Origin of the sequence: Vibrio astriarenae (assembly GCF_010587385.1) — a bacterium.
In the GTDB taxonomy this organism is placed as follows: Bacteria; Pseudomonadota; Gammaproteobacteria; order Enterobacterales; family Vibrionaceae; genus Vibrio; species Vibrio astriarenae.
Genome location: NZ_CP047475.1, coordinates 2,971,025 through 2,988,917 on the forward strand (window position 1 = coordinate 2,971,025; position 17,893 = coordinate 2,988,917).

General features: G+C 48.1%; 17 protein-coding genes. 5 read left to right on the forward strand and 12 right to left on the reverse strand.

Going from position 1 to position 17,893, the window contains the following annotated elements; all coding sequences use genetic code 11:
- The first annotated feature begins 3 nt into the window (after nt 1-3).
- Nucleotides 4-831: a 3'(2'),5'-bisphosphate nucleotidase CysQ gene (gene cysQ, locus GT360_RS13775; protein ID WP_164649397.1), complete on the forward strand. Its 828-nt coding sequence runs from the start codon at nt 4-6 to the stop codon at nt 829-831.
- A 100-nt stretch (nt 832-931) separates the two neighbouring features.
- Here cysQ and GT360_RS13780 read toward each other — a convergent pair whose 3' ends face one another.
- The 12 genes from GT360_RS13780 to gspC all read right to left on the reverse strand — a co-directional run bounded on the left by GT360_RS13780 (nt 932) and on the right by gspC (nt 12,205).
- Nucleotides 932-1,687 carry a type II secretion system protein N gene (locus tag GT360_RS13780; RefSeq protein WP_164649398.1) on the reverse strand — a complete coding sequence of 252 codons (756 nt, stop codon included), beginning with the start codon at nt 1,685-1,687 and terminating at the stop codon, nt 932-934.
- Nucleotides 1,687-2,184, reverse strand: coding sequence for a type II secretion system protein M (locus GT360_RS13785; protein ID WP_164649399.1), 498 nt, complete (start codon nt 2,182-2,184; stop codon nt 1,687-1,689). Before GT360_RS13785 ends, GT360_RS13780 begins: the two co-directional genes overlap by 1 nt.
- A gap of 6 nt (nt 2,185-2,190) precedes the next feature.
- A complete protein-coding gene (gene gspL, locus GT360_RS13790) occupies nt 2,191-3,402 on the reverse strand; it encodes a type II secretion system protein GspL (protein WP_164649400.1) in 1,212 nt (403 codons plus the stop codon).
- Nucleotides 3,371-4,411 (reverse strand): type II secretion system minor pseudopilin GspK, encoded by a 1,041-nt coding sequence (gspK, locus tag GT360_RS13795; protein WP_164649401.1) that lies wholly within the window; start codon nt 4,409-4,411, stop codon nt 3,371-3,373. Before gspK ends, gspL begins: the two co-directional genes overlap by 32 nt.
- Complete coding sequence (gene gspJ, locus GT360_RS13800; RefSeq protein WP_164649672.1) at nt 4,404-5,045, reverse strand: type II secretion system minor pseudopilin GspJ; 642 nt, start codon at nt 5,043-5,045, stop codon at nt 4,404-4,406. Before gspJ ends, gspK begins: the two co-directional genes overlap by 8 nt.
- Before the next feature lie 4 nt (nt 5,046-5,049).
- Complete coding sequence (gene gspI / locus GT360_RS13805) at nt 5,050-5,403, reverse strand: type II secretion system minor pseudopilin GspI (RefSeq protein WP_164649402.1); 354 nt, start codon at nt 5,401-5,403, stop codon at nt 5,050-5,052.
- Complete coding sequence (gene gspH, locus GT360_RS13810) at nt 5,400-5,990, reverse strand: type II secretion system minor pseudopilin GspH (RefSeq protein ID WP_164649673.1); 591 nt, start codon at nt 5,988-5,990, stop codon at nt 5,400-5,402. Before gspH ends, gspI begins: the two co-directional genes overlap by 4 nt.
- Before the next feature lie 78 nt (nt 5,991-6,068).
- Nucleotides 6,069-6,512 (reverse strand): type II secretion system major pseudopilin GspG, encoded by a 444-nt coding sequence (gene gspG, locus GT360_RS13815; protein WP_164649403.1) that lies wholly within the window; start codon nt 6,510-6,512, stop codon nt 6,069-6,071.
- An 86-nt stretch (nt 6,513-6,598) separates the two neighbouring features.
- Complete coding sequence (gspF, locus tag GT360_RS13820) at nt 6,599-7,822, reverse strand: type II secretion system inner membrane protein GspF (RefSeq protein ID WP_164649404.1); 1,224 nt, start codon at nt 7,820-7,822, stop codon at nt 6,599-6,601.
- Nucleotides 7,822-9,306: a type II secretion system ATPase GspE gene (gspE, locus tag GT360_RS13825; protein ID WP_164649405.1), complete on the reverse strand. Its 1,485-nt coding sequence runs from the start codon at nt 9,304-9,306 to the stop codon at nt 7,822-7,824. Before gspE ends, gspF begins: the two co-directional genes overlap by 1 nt.
- Nucleotides 9,306-11,327, reverse strand: a complete 2,022-nt coding sequence (gspD, locus tag GT360_RS13830; RefSeq protein ID WP_164649406.1) for a type II secretion system secretin GspD — start codon at nt 11,325-11,327, stop codon at nt 9,306-9,308. The genes gspE and gspD overlap by 1 nt, the downstream gene beginning before the upstream one ends.
- A 38-nt stretch (nt 11,328-11,365) precedes the next feature.
- Nucleotides 11,366-12,205, reverse strand: a complete 840-nt coding sequence (gene gspC / locus GT360_RS13835) for a type II secretion system protein GspC (RefSeq protein ID WP_239502637.1) — start codon at nt 12,203-12,205, stop codon at nt 11,366-11,368.
- 261 nt (nt 12,206-12,466) lie between these two features.
- Here gspC and hslR point away from each other — a divergent pair, with 261 nt between their 5' ends.
- The 4 genes from hslR (at nt 12,467) to GT360_RS13855 (ending at nt 17,778) form a co-directional block, all read left to right on the forward strand.
- Complete coding sequence (gene hslR, locus GT360_RS13840; protein WP_164649408.1) at nt 12,467-12,874, forward strand: ribosome-associated heat shock protein Hsp15; 408 nt, start codon at nt 12,467-12,469, stop codon at nt 12,872-12,874.
- Nucleotides 12,875-12,890: 16 nt separating this feature from the next.
- Nucleotides 12,891-13,772 (forward strand): Hsp33 family molecular chaperone HslO, encoded by an 882-nt coding sequence (gene hslO / locus GT360_RS13845; protein ID WP_164649409.1) that lies wholly within the window; start codon nt 12,891-12,893, stop codon nt 13,770-13,772.
- A gap of 333 nt (nt 13,773-14,105) precedes the next feature.
- Nucleotides 14,106-15,731 carry a phosphoenolpyruvate carboxykinase (ATP) gene (gene pckA / locus GT360_RS13850; protein ID WP_164649410.1) on the forward strand — a complete coding sequence of 542 codons (1,626 nt, stop codon included), beginning with the start codon at nt 14,106-14,108 and terminating at the stop codon, nt 15,729-15,731.
- A gap of 133 nt (nt 15,732-15,864) precedes the next feature.
- Complete coding sequence (locus GT360_RS13855; protein ID WP_164649411.1) at nt 15,865-17,778, forward strand: AsmA family protein; 1,914 nt, start codon at nt 15,865-15,867, stop codon at nt 17,776-17,778.
- Nucleotides 17,779-17,893: the final 115 nt, after the last annotated feature.

Here is a 17,893-nt window from a genome sequence, read left to right on the forward strand (position 1 = left end):
TGCATGACCACCTCACACGACCTCTCTCCTCTTCTACCCAATGTCATCGAGATAGCCCGCTCAGCTGGGCAGCTTATTTTAGACATCTACCAAAAAAAGCAGTACGAGGAGTACACAAAGTCGGATGAAACGCCAGTCACCAGTGCTGATATCGCTGCACACAAACTGATCACCAAACAGCTCTCCGAGCTGACCCCTGATATCCCTGTTCTCTCGGAAGAGGCAGCAGACATTAGCCTAGAAAAACGCGCACAATGGGATCGTTACTGGCTGGTTGACCCGCTTGATGGCACACAAGAGTTCATCGCTCGTAGCGGAGATTTCGCCACCATTATTGCCTTGATTGACAACAATCGTCCGATTATGGGTGTAGTGTATGCCCCGGTTTCAGGTGTCACGTACTACGCATACAGAGATAAAGGCGCGTGGAAGATCCCGGACATGGCTGAGAGTGTGCGGATAAAATCGCACCAGCATCCAGGAAAGATGCAGCCAATCGCGATTGCTATTAGCCGTCGTCAAGACATCAACCGTATCACCGGTCGTATGAGCTCAGCGTGGAACTATGAGCTTGTGCCACTGGGCTCTGCGGCACTAAAGGCGTGTTTAGTTGCGGAAGGTGCTGTGGATTGCTATCTGAGATTAGGGCCGACTGGTGAATGGGATACCGCTGCCACGCAGTGTATTGTCGAAGAGGCCGGTGGTCGAATTTTGGATACTCATTTGCAGCCATTGTCATACAACGAGCGCGATACGTTGGAGAACCCGAACTTTATTGTACTTGGGGATGAGTCGTTGGATTGGGGTGAGATTCTGGAAGAGAAAGGTTAAAGGTTAAAGGTTAAAGGTTAAAGGTTAAAGGGAGAGTAAGCCGCTTCTATATGCGACGTCTAACTTTCTTCCACCTTGTACCTTCAACCTTAATTCTGCTTTAGAACCGCCCTTTCTGACTCAGCTGATAACGCCCTTGGTTATCTGGCTGGCCAACTAGGCTCAGCTGGCTAGAGAGTATCGACGGAAACTCGGCCTCTGGCTTGAACCAGCCTTGTGAATCATAGCGATTATTTGACTCTAGTGTGGCACTAAACTCGCCACTCACCTGCGCGCTTTGCAGTGCACCGTTGACTTGCCACTGGCTGTCTTGGCAACTGATATCGGCAATCACTGGACCTAGAAGGATTGGGCCTACAGGCGTGCTTAACTCACCAGCAGCCCAGGCAATAGTTCCTTCTGCTGATGCACAATAAGGCTGGTCAAACTGGTAATCTCGCATGGTGAGTTCAACCTGACCCAAGGCATCAATTGGGATTGGCATCGGTAATTGCGACATTACATACGAAGCTGGGACTGAAGCGACAAACTGTTTTGCGTAAGGGCCAGACAGACCAACACCCACGGTGCCACGACCACGCAGATCAATGGCACTTCCGCGGCCAAAGCGAATATCAGCCTCTACGCGAGCCATCAACAAGGAAGCAGGTTTCACTTGCCATTGCAAAGAGCCGATTTGTTGCCCTTGCGCAGTGACACGTTGTGCCTGACCATTCCAAATCGTACCTGAGACACCTTCAACCTGAGCTACCTGCTTAGGCAGATAGCTCAATGCAAAGCTCGCTGGAATATGCGCAATCACACTCACCAAGAACACAACAACACACAGTAGTGAGATTAAGATAATACGGCGCATTAGTTGCCTCCCTTTTGGAACTGCAAGCGCTTCACGTCAACTAAACCTGCGCGGTCTGTGCGATCAACATCGAGGAACGCCACTTCCACTCCTTGCTGCTCTTTCAGGTATGAGATCCAATTTAAAAGTTGTTCAAACGGGATAGGTTGAACCCACACCTGCATCATATCGTCGCGAGGCGTCATACGAATGATTTCAACTTGGTAACGACTGGCAGATGAGTAAATCAACTGATTGAGAGGCTGATTGCTAGTGACAATACCGCCTTGAGCACGCAGCTGTGTCACTTCATCGGCTTTATTGGTTACCCAGCTCAGAAGTTGTCTTTCGGCATCGATTCGCAAGCGTGCGTTTTCCGCCTTAGCTTGGATTGGCTGAATCAAGCCCCAGTACAAAATACCCAGTAAAGCAAAGCCAGCACACACGCCAACCAGACGCTGTTCTCGCTGAGATAGTCCTTGCCACCAGCTTTTTACGGTTGCTAATTGTTCCATCATCACCCTCTACTGCGCCTTAATCGTGAACGTGCCAGTCACAACATCTTGGTTGCGATTGAGTGGACCTTGCTCAACCTCAAAACGCTCTGCCAATGCGACTCGAGCCTTTTCAAAACTTTGGAAGTCAGCACCTTGAGCCACTATACGCACCTCACCACGATTGGCATCAAAGCGTAAGCTTTGCATCTGAATGTCTGGTTTCGCACCGAGTGAACTTGAAAGGTTCGAGAACCAGTTCAACAGCGAGTCTTCCCCCGCGCCCCCAGAGAGACGAGCAATTTCAGACTCCATTTCACGTCTTAGGTAACTCGTTGTCGGGATGCGACTCTTACCGGTTAAATCACGGAAGATACGTTCGCTCTCGGCACGATAAGCTGATGCCTGAGACTCGTAACGCTGAATTTCAAGTACGTACTGCCCCATCAAGACCACCAGCAGCACACCTGCTGCGATGGCGGCTTTTTGCCACACTTTCCAGTGCTTCATGATGGATGAGCTTTGCTTGAAAGCGCCTGTTAACAGGTTGACTTTGCTGCTTATCGCTTGAGTCGCAAGCAGCTGCATCGGCAGCTCAGCTGGCGCATTGTGCCACTCTTGCCCCTCTGACAAACTCAGCTCTGGTAAAGGTGTATAGGCTTGCAGAGGTAGATACTCATCTGCGCTTTTGACCCAGTCTGACTGAGCTGTCAGTGCAAGCCAATCGCTTGGCACCACAGCCCCTAAGTCCGAACCCTTTTTCACCAGCCACTCATTACCCAATTGAACAGCACTCAAGCCATCTTGATTAGTTGGTAGCGCTAGCACATCTGGCATGACTTTCTTAACGTCAAAACCGAGTGTTCGACACTTCTCAAGCATCTGCTCAAACCAATCAAGGGCAACGGCGGAAACCCACGCCTCATCGCCTTTCTTGCTCAGAATAGTAAAGTGCAAGTCATCGACGTCTTGTGCCAGTTCATCTTCGAGCAAAAACGGCAGCATAGATTCAAACTGGCGACTAGCCCCTTTGGGAATCTCTACGCGGTTTAATGCCACATCGGTTGCTGACAACAATAGGATAACGCTACGCTGCTGAGCATAACTCTGCAGCGTCTCTAGTTCTGATTCATTGGCTAGTTCACCACTAGCAATGACTTCATTATTTTGTGTAGACCACACCAACCATGGAACGGGAGAGTTCGGCTGGCTAGTTAGTCGAACGGTCAGAAACTCGCTCACTGATCCCTCCAAAACGACGGCGTACCACCGACGCTGTTTCCCTATTGCTACTGTACAATAGGCTTCTAATTCTTACTCTAGACTGCTCAACCCAAACTTGAGCATCTAGCTCGAAATACTGACTATCCACACCTAAAAAGGCTTTTGCTTCATCACGCACACCAGCTTGGACGCTGGCCATTTCGGATTCGGCAAGGAAATCATCAACTGAATTCCATCCATCATAAGGTCGTCCCTCAATCAGGTTTTTAGCATCGCTGTCAGAGAGGTGTGGATGAAACATCGCCTCTAACAACGGCGCTTGATGCGGCTCTATCGTGTTTACATTGAGTACCCACTGATCGGTCGGCAATGCACACACCATTGGCGCCACATTTTGCATGATCTCGCCGGTCACTCCATTGATCGCTCTAAGCTCAGTGCTATCTGCAATCCAACTATTGGCCGTTAAATAGGCGGGCTGAACACTTTCATAGTAGCTATCTTCTACGCCACTGATGGTCTGAGTGTTGGTATCTGGGTCAATAAACTCATAAGTAGAATCCGTAATGGTCTCCGCTAAGTAGTTATCGACATCCACCGCTTCTAATAGCTGCTGCCAAACACGCATAATGTAAGGGCGTTGATTTGAGTTGGTCGGGATAGTTGCCGAGCCAATCGCATTCAAATTCAAACAGGCTTGGCGATCCCAAATACGACCTCGCGCTACACCGTAATCAAGCGGATAGGTTTGCTCTTCAAGCGCCCACGCCTGTGAGGTGTTAATGGTATCGCTGTCTTTATAGCTTTGTTCAATACCCACTATCGCCAATGATTCAACACCCAAGCTGTACCAATACGCTTGTTGGTAGTTAATCTGGTTGGTCGCCCGTTTAAACTGAGTAAACAGACGCCCAGACATACTGGCAGCAATCGATGCCATCACCGCAAGAATCATCAATACAACGATGATGGCGACACCCTGCTGTTTCGCCGCCTTTGGTAAAGAGAGCGTCGATACGTTAGCCATCGTCCTCTCCTCCCGATGAATTCAACTGACCACCTGAGGTGAGGTAGATACGTTCAATCTCACCGTAGTCTTCTAGCTCCAGCCTTACCGAGACTGCGCGTGGCAGTCGATTACTCACCGTCCACTCTGTTAGCCACTCTGAGCCGTTGTAAAAACGCACATCAAAGCTCTCAACCCCGGTGAGCAGTGGCGCGACAATCGGCTCTTGCCCGACCGGTGTGTCAGGGTAGCGCCACCAAGCACGCTCAAGCACTTGCTCTTGGGTGCGATACCCCACTTTCGTCACCTCACCACGAGGAAACTGCTGCTCTGGGTTGTGCCAACCCAAACGAGTAAACACTAGCCCTTTGGTATCGGAATCAAGCAGATAGTCTTGCCAAAACAACAGCGCAGAACTGGGCTCTTCGCCATTGGTGCGCATGGTTCGCGTCGCCATTTGACGAAAATCGTTGTCCATCATGACCAGAGCACGTTGTAGCTCTTTAAGGCGCTCGCTGCTGCGCAGTGACACCTCGTTACTTTGCTGTACTTGGTTAAGTACTTGGTATGCTCCCACGCTCAAGCTGGCGAAGATGGCAATCGCTACCAGCACCTCGATCAGGGTGAAGCCGTGCTGTGTTGCTCTACGGTTCATCACTTTACGGGACATAGCTTCGCACCGTAACGACTGGTGAGCTGTCTTTGTTGGCTGCAACACTGACATCAAATGCTTTGAGTAAATTATCTGACGTCTTTACGGGTGCAACCTGCCAATACCAGGTTCGCCCTGCCAGCTCTTCTGTGCCTTTTTGCGCTTTGAGCTTGCTTGGCTCTAGCATCACCTTCGCCATCTGGTTATCCACCACCATCGCAGCAAAGGTTTTCTCTTCTAAATAGCTCAATGTATTAATGTGCTGGCTGACCGAACGAATAACCGCAATGGCGGCCGTGGCAAATATCGTCAATGCCACCAGCACTTCTAATAAGGTCATGCCCGAAGATTTACGTTTCATCGTTCATCTCCCGGCGCAGCTTCACCTGGTGCCAATCGATGAATCACACCGTTTTCCGCCACAATAATTCGCCAGTTGTCATCATTGACCGGCTCATTGTTGGCAAGCACATGCAGGCTGAAAGGCGTAATCTCACCACTGGACAAAATAAAGATCTGTGGTGGGCGTGGTTTGCGATCCTTTTCAACATCTGCAAACATATCTTCATCAAACAAGGAGCCAGGATTGAACAGGCTATCGTTGTTTGACCAAACATCACCACCAAGAGTCATCTCCATCATCAAACTCTCTGGCAGAGTAATTTCATTCGCCATGCCATCAAGCTCCATCGCTTTCCAGCCATCATCACCCAAAGACATTAGGTGAATGCGATTCTGTTTTTCGTCTATGCGCAGGCCGTAGTTTTGCCCACTGAGCAACGCTTCGTCATTGAGCAGCTGTAGCTGCAGAAACAGGCGCTGACTCTCTTCTTTCGCTTGATCTTCCGTTGAGCTGACAAAGGTAGAGATGACAGCAACCGCACTGACAGAAACCAGCACTAATACAAGAAGCAGCTCTAGTAGTGTAAAGCCATTATGGCGATTCAACTTACTCGGATTTGAGGCAAAAAACACAATCACACTCTGAAGGTTGGGGTAAGTAAAGACTTACCCCAAATAATCAATTTATTGGAAATCTTGTAGATTCCAGTTACCGATATCGGCCGCAGCACCTTCGCCACCTTCTTGACCATCTGCACCTAAAGTGAAGATATCAATCGTGCCGTTATCGCCAGGGCTTAGGTATTGGTAATCATTACCCCATGGGTCTTTTGGTAGACGACGAATGTAGCCATTGTCACGGTAGTTGCGTGGCTCAGGGTTGCTTGGCTTAGTCACTAGCGCTTCTAGGCCTTGGTCTGTTGTTGGGTACACGCTATTATCTAGCTTGTACATATCAAGAGCGTTCTCCAGTGCAACGATGTCAGTGATCGCTTTCTGTTGGTCTGCTTTCTCTTTGTTACCAAGTAGGTTTGGCACAACAAAGCTTGCCAAGATACCTAGGATAACCACAACCACCATTACCTCTAGTAGGGTAAAGCCTGATTGTTTCTTTAGTTTGTTTCTCATTTTTTTCTCCAAAAACAACACTATCAAGACCTGAGATAGGTCTGGAAATTCAAAATTCTTCCCACAAAACGGAAAGAGAAAAATCGTTAGCCGCTCATTAGGTTGTTCATTTCTAGAATTGGCATCATGGTTGCCATCACGATGAACAACACCAACCCTGCCATCAGGGCAATCAATACGGGGGTAAATATCCCAAGGGCAATGTTGACTGTGGACTCAAAGTTCGCATCTTGCGTATCCGCCGCTCGCGTCAACATCGACTCCAACTGACCACTTTGCTCACCACTGGCAATCATGTGTAACATCATCGGCGGGAACAGCTTGGTCTGGTCGAGTGCTTTACGCAGGCTCGCACCCTCACGCACATTATCCGACGCAATAGTGACTTGCTGTTTAATAAAGTGGTTAGACATAACATCGACGGCGACTTTCATCCCCTCAAGGATTGGAATTGCACTGGATGTACAAATCGACAGGGTACGAGCAAATCGTGCGGTATTCAGGCCTTTGCTGATTCGGCCTGCCATCGGCATTGAAACTATACGTTTATCCCATGCTAGGCGTATGTTGGGTTTCGATAGAGCAAGCTTGGTGAGATAAACCAGCACAATAATGGCGACTAAAATGGCAACGCCCCACTCTTTGACAAAGTCACTTGATGCCAATAAGAACTCGGTCGATGCAGGCAAATCTTGCCCCATCTGGATAAACTGACCAACAATCTCTGGCACAACCGCCGCAAGCAAAAAGGCAACGATACCGATGGCAAAGACCACAAGCACCACTGGGTAAATCAGCGCTTGCTGGAGCTTAGAGCGCATCTTCTGACGGTTCTCAGCATAGTCCGCTAATCGCTCTAACACCGCATCCAAATGGCCTGATTTTTCACCGGCTGCCACCATTGAGCGGAACAGCTCATCAAAAATATGTGGGTAATCGGCCAAGCTGTCAGCTAAGGTATAACCTTCGGTGACCTTTGAGCGTACTGCCGCTAGCATGTTTCGAATGCGCGGCTTTTCTGATTGTTCAGACACCGCCTTAAGACATTCTTCCAACGGCATACCCGATTGCACCAGCGTCGAAAGCTGGCGAGTGATCAGCGCAAGATCAGGCGTGCTGATACCACGCTGAAATGCTGGCTTTTTGGCTGACGATGACTTGCTCGACTTGCCGCGCGTTTCGGCAACTTCAACCGGGATTAAGCCCTGCTCTTTGAGACGAGCACGCACCTGACGGGCATTGTCGCCTTCGATAATGCCTTTTTTCTGTTTGCCTTTCGCATCCAGTGCCTTGTATTCAAACGCTGCCATTAGCCTTCCTTAGTGACACGCAGCACTTCTTCAAGCGACGTCTTCCCTTGAAGTACTTTATTCAAACCGTCCTGGCGAATACTTGGGGTATGTTGACGAACGCATTTTTCAATCGATTGCTCACCCGCTTCACTGTGGATCAACTCCTGAACCTGCTCATCCACCAACAATAACTCGTGGATACCGGTACGACCGCGATAGCCCTTGTTGTTACAGTGTTCGCAACCATTCGGGCGGTAAAGGGTCAGCTCTTCCTCTGCTGGCACGCCAAACCATTTCTTCTGCTCATTGTCTGCCTGATAAGGGGTCTTACAGTCGTTGCACAGAGTACGAACCAGACGCTGCGCAAGAACGCCAAGTAAGGAAGATGAGATGAGGAATGGCTCAATGCCCATATCACGCAGACGAGTAATCGCACCCACCGCAGTGTTGGTGTGCAGAGTCGACATCACCAAGTGACCGGTCAGTGAGGCTTGAACACCAATTTGCGCAGTTTCCAAGTCACGGATTTCACCCACCATCACCACATCTGGGTCTTGACGCAAAATCGCACGCAAACCACGAGCGAAGGTCATATCCACTTTAGGGTTAACCTGAGTTTGACCGATACCATCGATATCGAATTCGATTGGGTCTTCAACCGTTAAGATATTACTTTCGCTGCTATCGAGCTCTTGTAGGCCCGCATACAAGGTGGTTGATTTACCAGAACCCGTTGGGCCTGTAACTAGGATAATGCCGTGTGGACGGCCGATGATATTGCGGAAGTTTTCGTGTGTCGCAGGTGTCATGCCCAAACTATGAAGGTCGAGACGGGTCGCGTTTTTATCAAGAAGACGCATTACCACACGCTCACCGTGTGAAGATGGCATAGTGGAGACACGCACATCGACGGCGCGGCCACCGATACGCAGTGAGATACGACCATCTTGCGGCACGCGTTTCTCTGCAATATCGAGTTTCGCCATCACCTTCACACGTGATACGAGTAGCGGCGCAAGCTTGCGGCTCGGCGCTAAGATATCGCGCAGTACCCCATCGACACGGAAGCGTATCGACAGAGATTTCTCGAAGGTTTCGATATGAATATCCGACGCACCCTCTTTGATCGCCTCACTGAGCATGGCGTTAATCAATTTGATGATCGGTGCATCGTCTTCTGATTCGAGCAAGTCTTCATCTTGTGGCAGTTCTTCTGCCAGTGAGAAGAAGTCATCACTGTCGGCACCAATGTCTTCCATCAACTGACGCGCTTCGCTCGAGTCACGTTGGTAGACTTGGGTCAGTTTGGTATCAAAGGCTTCTTTACTCATCGATTGCAGAGTAAAGGCGCGTGGTGACACGCGCTGCACTTCCAGCAACGCGCTCATTGAGATTGGCTCTAAATGGTAGAGAACACTACCCTCTTCGCCATGCTCCAACACCATTTGAAAACGGTTGGCAAAGCTAAACGGCAGGCGGTGATGAATAACCTCTGCTTCCATTACTTCGCTTCCATTTGATCGATCAGAGCTTGCAGCTCTGGTGCATGTTGTCGAGGCTGATTGAACTCTGGAAGAACAGGAATATGCTCATCATCCATCAGCTTCAAGCCTTGTTCTGCTTTCAGTAGTTGCTCTGCACGGATGTAGTTGTACTTGCGCTGAGAGATACCATCAGCTGTCATACCGTCACGGATAATGGTTGGTTTGATAAACACCATTAGGTTACGTTTCTCTGTTTGCGTGCTGGTCGATTTAAACAGTTGGCCAAGGTAAGGAATATCGCCAAGTAGTGGTACTTTTGACTCACTCTCTAGTGCTCGCTCATCAATCAAACCACCCAATACAATCATTTGGCCATCATCGACCATGACTGAGGTATTGATTTGACGCTTAGCAAAGCGCACATCGACGGCGCCATTGGCACCCAGTACGTTTGACACTTCTTGCTCAATGTTGAGCTGAACCGAGTTACCTTCATTGATTTGAGGTACAACCTTGAGCTTAATACCCACTTCCTTTCGATCGACGGTTTGGAATGGGTTGTCGTTGTTGGAGCCAGCAGTAGAACCGGTCACAACCGGAACCTCTTCACCAACAATAAACGACGCTTCGCCATTATCCATCACTGTGATGCTTGGAGAAGATAGAATGTTAGAGTGAGAATCGGATGAAACGGCACTAATCAGGGCTGTCCAATCCCCCATAACAATACTCATTGCAGCACCATTGACGCCTGACAATGCAGCAGCCAGAGTGGTGTAGTCGCCTGGGTTTGTTTTTTCGATTTGAACAGGGTTACCGTCTGAGTCAAAGGTATAGTCGATCGTTGTTGTATCTTTCGCTTCCTCTAGACCCACCATCACACTACCAATAGATGCACCCGTGTTGCCATATTGAATCATGGCGCCGGTTTCTAGGTTACCCCATTGCACACCAAGGTTGATGCCATCACCTTCTGACATTTCAACAATCAGGGCTTCAATCAAAACTTGAGCACGACGAATATCTAGTTGAGCAACAACCTCTTGCAGTGCGTTCATGATATCTGGCGGCGCAGTCATTACCAATGCATTGGTGTGAGGGTGAGCGGCAATCGTCACTTCACCACGCGCACTTGAAGAGCTGCTACCTTGACCTGCAGATTTTTCTGCTTGAAGGTTATCAGAGACGCCACGCAGGACATCCACAAGCTCTTCTGCTTTAGCATACTTGAGGTAAACCACGCGGTTATTACCTTTGCTTGCCATCTCAATATCAAGCTGCTTAATAAGGCGCTTTAGCTGCGCGCGGACTTTAGGATCGCCAGAGATAAGAATCGAGTTAGTACGATCATCCGCCACCAGCTTTGGCTGCATGTTCGGTGGCGTGTTTTTCGCATCGGTGGTTTTATTCAACGCTTCAACGATACGCACCATTTCGGCAGCGGATGCGTTTTTAAGGTCAACAATTTCAATCTCTTTGTCGCCCGCTTGGTCTACTCGCTTGATGATTTCAGCCAGGCGGTTTACTACCGCGGCGCGGCCCGTAATCAAGATGATGTTTGCAGGATCGTAGTGAACCACGTTACCCGCACCTGCATTATCGTTTAGCTGACGCAGCAAAGGAGAAAGTTCACGCACTGAAACATTACGTACTGCAACAACGCGTGTCACGACGCTATCACCGGCGGCACTGTCATCACCGACAACCGGGATGGCCGAGGTTTTCGCATCTTTAGCCTTAATGACCTTTAGAATACCGTTGTCCATCTCGACAACAGCAAAGCCATAAACCTCCAATACGTTCAAGAAGAAGCTGTAGTACTGCTCTTCTGTCAACATATCGTAGCTACGTACGTCCACCTTACCTCGAACAGAAGGGTCGACAATAATGGTTTTCTCAAGGTTGCGACCTACTATATTGATGAACTCTTGTATGTCAGTGCCTTTAAAACTTGCACTAAAGTCTTCAGCTAGAACGGGCGTTGTTGTTAACAAGCTTCCTGCCAGTAGCCAAGCACTTTTCTTAAGCCAATGCTTCACGGTGTACTCCTAGATCTGAGCGGTTGCTGACTCAGGGTTTAAAACTGTATATAGACATCGTACGGCTGGCCATCACGCTCTACCGTGAGGCTCAACTCGGATAAATTGCCGATATCTTGAAAAATTTGACCCATCGCCGCTGGATCGGTTAGGTCTTGTCCATTGAGTTGCGTGGCAATATCGCCATTTTGCAAACCAATCGACTCAAATAGTTCTCGGTCCTTGCCTGGACTCAAGCGATAACCCACGACATCGCCATCGCGTTTCACCTGCGACATGCGAACATATTGGAAGAGTTGTTGCGGATCTTGCGAAATTTCCTGTTGAATCTGCTCCAAACGGCCGGAATCTGGCTCTGGTGCAGCAGCTTGGCGAGATTGTACAGGATTTGCAGCAGGAGATTGTGAACGTTTTGCGTAATCTATCCCGTCGAGCATTAATGTTTCATCACGGCCTGCATTTTCGATGATGACGCGATCTACTAATACCGCTTTAAGTTTCGCGCGAGTGCCTTCAATAACCTCATCCAAACCATAGGTGGCTTGTTGACCGCGGTTGGCAATAACCGCAAGGCTCTTATTACCGTTACTGCTCGCCACAACGCCAACAAGAGTTAGGTTAAGTTTGGTTTTCGGCGCATCAGTGACCACTGGCTGCTGGCGCTCGACTGGAGCCGCATCCGCTTGGTAACGACCGAACCAATGGGCGTTATGTACATCAGAGAGATCGATAGAAGAAAGATTAGAGTCGCCGCTGGTTGAAACCTGCCCTGCACGCCATGGGGTTATCTCCGTTTCTGGCTCTAGTAGCATCCAAACCATCTTGCCTAACAACCAGGCCGAAGCAGACAGCAAAATAATAACGAGCAGCATACTCATGCGCTGCTGATGCTGTTTAAGAAGATTCAGTAATGACTGTCCATCAAAACGAGTCAAATTGAAGGCATTTGTCGCCAAACCCATGTCCTTATTACAATTAAATTGGAGCGGTATTATAGATACTAAATATTTCACTATATCATATACGCAAACTTCAAACGCTTTTTTGTTCTTTACAAACCATTACACCTTGAAAAAGTGCGACCGCGCTACCATTGTGTGTGTGATTCATAAATTAATGGTAGGAGAAAACAAGCCAATATGGGTTCCAACAACACACGCAACGACCAAAGTGAACAAGCAGTACGTCTCGACAAATGGCTGTGGGCAGCCCGCTTTTACAAGACACGCTCAATCGCTCGCAATATGATCGATGGTGGTAAAGTGCACTACAATGGTCAACGCAGCAAACCAAGTAAGGTTGTTGAAGTGGGAGCCACTATTGCCTTGCGCCAAGGTCACGAAGAGAAAACTGTCGTGATTGAACGTATCTCTGACCAACGTCGCGGCGCGCCTGAAGCGCAAACGCTGTACAGCGAAACCTCGGAGAGTGTCGAAAAACGTGAAAGTAACGCAATGCAGCGTAAGCTACACGCACACAACCCGAGCCCTGACCGACGCCCTGATAAAAAGCAGCGTCGCGATATCATTAAGTTTAAACACCAATAAGCTGGAGCTTCCTTCTATGGCAAACAATGTTTTAAATCGCTACCTATTTGAAGACCTTTCTGTACGTGGCGAGTTGGTACAAATGGATGATGCATACCAACAGATTATCTCTAGCAAGGAATACCCAGCGCCACTAAAAACGCTATTGGGTGAGCTACTGGTTTCAACCACTCTACTGACAGCGACGCTGAAGTTTGAAGGCTCTATCACTATCCAGCTTCAAGGTGATGGCCCTGTCTCTCTGGCTGTGATTAACGGTGACCACGATCAGAAAGTGCGTGGTGTCGCGCGCTGGGAAGGCGATATTGCGGATGACGCAAGCCTGCATGACATGATGGGTAAAGGTTACCTAGTGATCACCATCGACCCGAAAAAAGGCGAGCGCTACCAAGGTGTGGTGGGCCTAGAGGGTGACAACCTAACAGAAGTGATCGAAAACTACTTCGCAAACTCTGAGCAGCTAAAGACGCGTCTTTGGATTCGCACTGGCGAGCTAGAAGGCAAAGCGCACGCTGCTGGTATGCTGATTCAGGTAATGCCAGACGGAACAGGCACACCAGATGACTTCGAGCACCTAGAACAGCTGACTAACACAGTAAAAGACGAAGAGTTATTCACTCTTGAAGCGCAAGAGCTACTATATCGTCTATACAACCAAGAGAAGGTTCGTCTGTTTGAACCTCAGCCAGTTGAGTTCTTCTGTGGTTGTTCTCGTGAGCGTAGCGGCTCTGCGATCGTAACGTTAGATCGCGCTGAAGTAGATGACATCCTAGCAACGGAAGGGAGTATCGCTCTTCACTGTGACTACTGTGGCAGCAATTACTCCTTTGATTCAGCTCAAGTAGCAGAACTTTTCGCTGAAGCAACGGGTGGTAAAGGTAGCGACACCATCCATTAATTTGCTCTAACAATAAAGCACATAAAATACGTACTAGACCAGCCTTATGGCTGGTCTTTTTTATGCCTGCAGTTCATGAAAACCCCTGCCTGCATCACAATTTAATTTAACTTTATTTTTACAATTTATTAATAATAGACCTATAGCGCAAACCTTTCAGTTAACGATAGAATATTTCAACCAGCTTGTGATGTAGGCACAAAAACCACAAAAAATTGGTGGATAATTTTTGAGCTATCTCCCTGTTTTAACCCCGTCGCGTTGCTAGCATGGTGGACAGATTAAAATAAAAACACTCTTACAAAATCCCTACACTTCTTAAAAGGAGCACCTATGACTGTTATGGAACATACAAAGGCTGCAACACTCGATCTTTCCAAATACGGACTTGTTGGCGTTAAAGAGATTGTTCGCAATCCCAGTTACGACCAGCTGTTCGCAGAGGAAACTCGCCCAGAATTAGAAGGTTTTGAAAAAGGCACAGTGACTGAATTAGGCGCTGTTGCTGTCGACACGGGTATCTTTACCGGGCGTTCGCCGAAAGACAAATACATTGTCAAAGACGATTCAACGCGCGATACCATGTGGTGGTCAGATCAAGGTAAGAATGATAATAAGCCAATCTCAACAGAGGTCTGGCGTGATCTAAAACAACTGGTGACTGAAGAACTATCAGGTCAACGCCTGTTCGTTATCGACGGTTACTGTGGTGCAAACCCAGATACTCGCCTAAGTGTGCGTATCATTACAGAAGTGGCTTGGCAGGCTCACTTTGTTAAAAATATGTTTATTCGCCCAACAGAAGCAGAGCTGCAAAACTTCGAGCCTGACTTTGTTGTCATGAACGGCGCGAAGACAACCAATCCGAAGTGGCAAGAGCATGGTCTGAACTCTGAAAACTTCATTGCCTTCAACTTAACAGAGCGCATGCAGATTATCGGCGGTACTTGGTACGGCGGTGAGATGAAAAAAGGCATGTTCGCGATGATGAACTACCTGTTGCCATTGAAAGGTATTGCATCAATGCACTGCTCGGCAAACGTCGGTGAAGAGGGCGATGTCGCGGTATTCTTCGGCCTATCGGGCACAGGTAAAACCACGCTATCGACGGATCCAAAACGCCAGCTTATTGGTGATGATGAACACGGTTGGGACGACGACGGTATCTTCAATTTTGAAGGTGGCTGTTACGCGAAGACGATTCGTCTATCTAAAGAAGCTGAGCCAGATATTTATAACGCTATCCGCCGTGACGCTCTACTCGAGAATGTCACCGTGCGTAACGATGGCTCTATCGATTTCGATGATGGTTCGAAAACAGAGAACACTCGTGTTTCTTACCCAATCCATCATATCGACAATATCGTTAAACCGGTGTCTAAAGCTGGGCATGCTCAGAAGGTTATTTTCTTAACAGCAGATGCATTTGGTGTCTTACCACCTGTGGCGAAGCTCACTCCTGAGCAAACCAAGTACCACTTCCTATCAGGCTTTACCGCTAAACTGGCAGGTACAGAACGTGGCATTACTGAGCCAACACCCACCTTCTCTGCCGCATTCGGCGCTGCGTTCTTGACGCTGCACCCAACGCAATATGCAGAAGTGCTAGTGAAACGTATGGAAGCCGCTGGAGCAGAGGCTTACCTAGTCAATACAGGCTGGAATGGCACGGGTAAACGTATCTCTATCCAAGATACACGCGGTATCATTGACGCTATCCTTAATGGCTCAATTGATGACGCTGAAACTCAGCAAATCCCAATCTTCAACCTTGAAGTTCCATTGGATCTTCCTGGTGTTGATAAAGACATCCTAGATCCACGTGAAACCTATGTAGACCCACTACAGTGGGAAAGCAAAGCGGAAGATCTCGCACAGCGCTTTATCAATAACTTTGTTCAATACACTGACAACGACGAAGGCAAATCACTGGTTGCGGCTGGTCCACAACTCGATTGATTCTAATAAAAACTGATAACTAGCTTACAAGCCCTTCTTTTGAAGGGCTTTTTTTGTTGCCGTCATGATTAAACTGTTCCAAGCTATAGCATGTGCTATCAACTCAGCCGTTAATCACACAAGGATGCCGTGAATGAAGAAGTGGCTAGCCATTGTTGTCATCACCTTATTACTTCTCGTTGCAACGAGTATTGCGGTGTTATGGTGGCTTCCTGTCGAGCAGAAAACTCGCTTGGTCAATGCTTTCCTAGAGCCCTATCAGCTCAGCGTTGAACGCGTCGATTATACGCCGCCCTATAAGCTGCAAGTGGAGGGCCTGTCGAGTGAAAAGAACGACCTATATTTACCTTCTGCGACCGTTTGGTTAAACCCCGGCATTATCTATGACAACCAAATCATTATTGATAGTGTATTGATTGAGGGCGTTCAGCTTAATGATCAACAGCACCTGCGCTCACTCCCAGTCTTCAACTCCACGTTTCTTGAACACATTAAGTTTCACCAACTTGCGCTGCAGCATGTGGATATGGAGCTTGATGGCTGGATATTGCGTGATGCGAGCATACAAATCGCTTCCCCACGCTGGCTCAGCACCGAGCAACGACTTCCCTATGGCGATATTCAATTTAAGGCCGAGCAAGTCTATATCGAAGGAGAAGCCTTGGATGACGCCCTTCTTAACGTCGTCCACCAGCCAGAAAAGAGTACCGTCTACGGCGCCTCATTTAATTGGAACGGTGCCAAGTTCAGTGGACAAGCTGAGCTGATTAATGATTTTTGGTCACTGATTAATGTCACCATCGGACAACTGGATATTGGTCTTGAAGAGCAACAAATCAATGAGCTACACACCGAGCTGTTGGATAGATTTAAAGTTAATCATATTAATAGTTTAGATCTGATTAACAGCCAAATATCCACCGAGATCTGGCAGGTGGAAAACTTGAATCTTTCGATCGAAGAGATCCAGTTAGATCGAGAGATATGGCAACAAGATCGCGGCTATTTCTCTTTTGATGCGGATTCAATCTCTTATGGTGATTTTTCATTTATAGCACCAAAAGCTAAGGTAAATTTAGCCCCTAACCAATTAGAGATTGAAGAGTGGGATAGTGACCTTTGGCAGGGTCGATTACAGGTGTCAGGGCTTTGGACACCGGCAAGTCTAAAGCTCAAAAAGCTGCACATGTCAGGGGTGAAGTTGCTGGATGACACCTTACAACAGCTGCAAGAAATGAGAAATAAATCTAATTTATTCAGAGAGATAACCATTGATGATTTGATTATTGCACGCAGTCAAATCTTGCAAGTTGAGAGTGAACCCTTCTGGCAAGCCTCAGGAGTAAATGCGAAAGGTGCACAGCTCATAGTAAAACGCGCTGAACAGTGGGGACTATGGCAAGGTGAGCTAGAGCTCTCTATCAATAGTGCGAGCTATGATGACATCATCACAACGCAAGGGATCATTGAAACCCATGTCGATAAAAACGAGTGGCGACTCAATCGGTTGTTTATTCCCCTCGAGCATGGGTATGTGGATGCAACGGGTGTGAGACAGCTTTCTGGAGATAGTCTGCCTTGGCAACTCGACTTCACTGTTGATAGTTTACCCATCGACACCTTCAACCAATTTGATTGGCTACCTTTTGAGTTGTCTGGTTTGCTGGATATGCAAGGGGATCTGAAAGGCCTCAGTAAGACCAACGAAATACTCCGATACTCAATGGATGGGCATATTGATATTGGGATGCGCGAGGCAGCCTTGGTCCACCATACAGAGAAAGATGGCAACTCGCAGACCACTATTCAGCCGTTTGAGATGTCCGGTTTATACAGCACATTTAATCGAGGGGTCGTTAAGTTTGCTACTAAACGGTTAGTAGGCACTCACTCTAAGGGAGATTTCAGCGGTGAGTATGACTGGGTTGACCCTAAAGATGAGCCTCTATGGATTCAGTTTAATGGTGAATGTGAGCAATGGTGGGTGGATGTGTTGAGTGGGGAGACACGTGAGGTTAGTGGTTGTGATGAGGAGATCTTGGAGTAAATTTAAGTTCTCAAAGCGCTGCGCATAGACCCTGAAATGAATTCAGGGTGACGTGCGAATACAACCTACTTCCATAACTTTCAGCCCACAGCGCGTCATGCTGAACTTGTTTCAG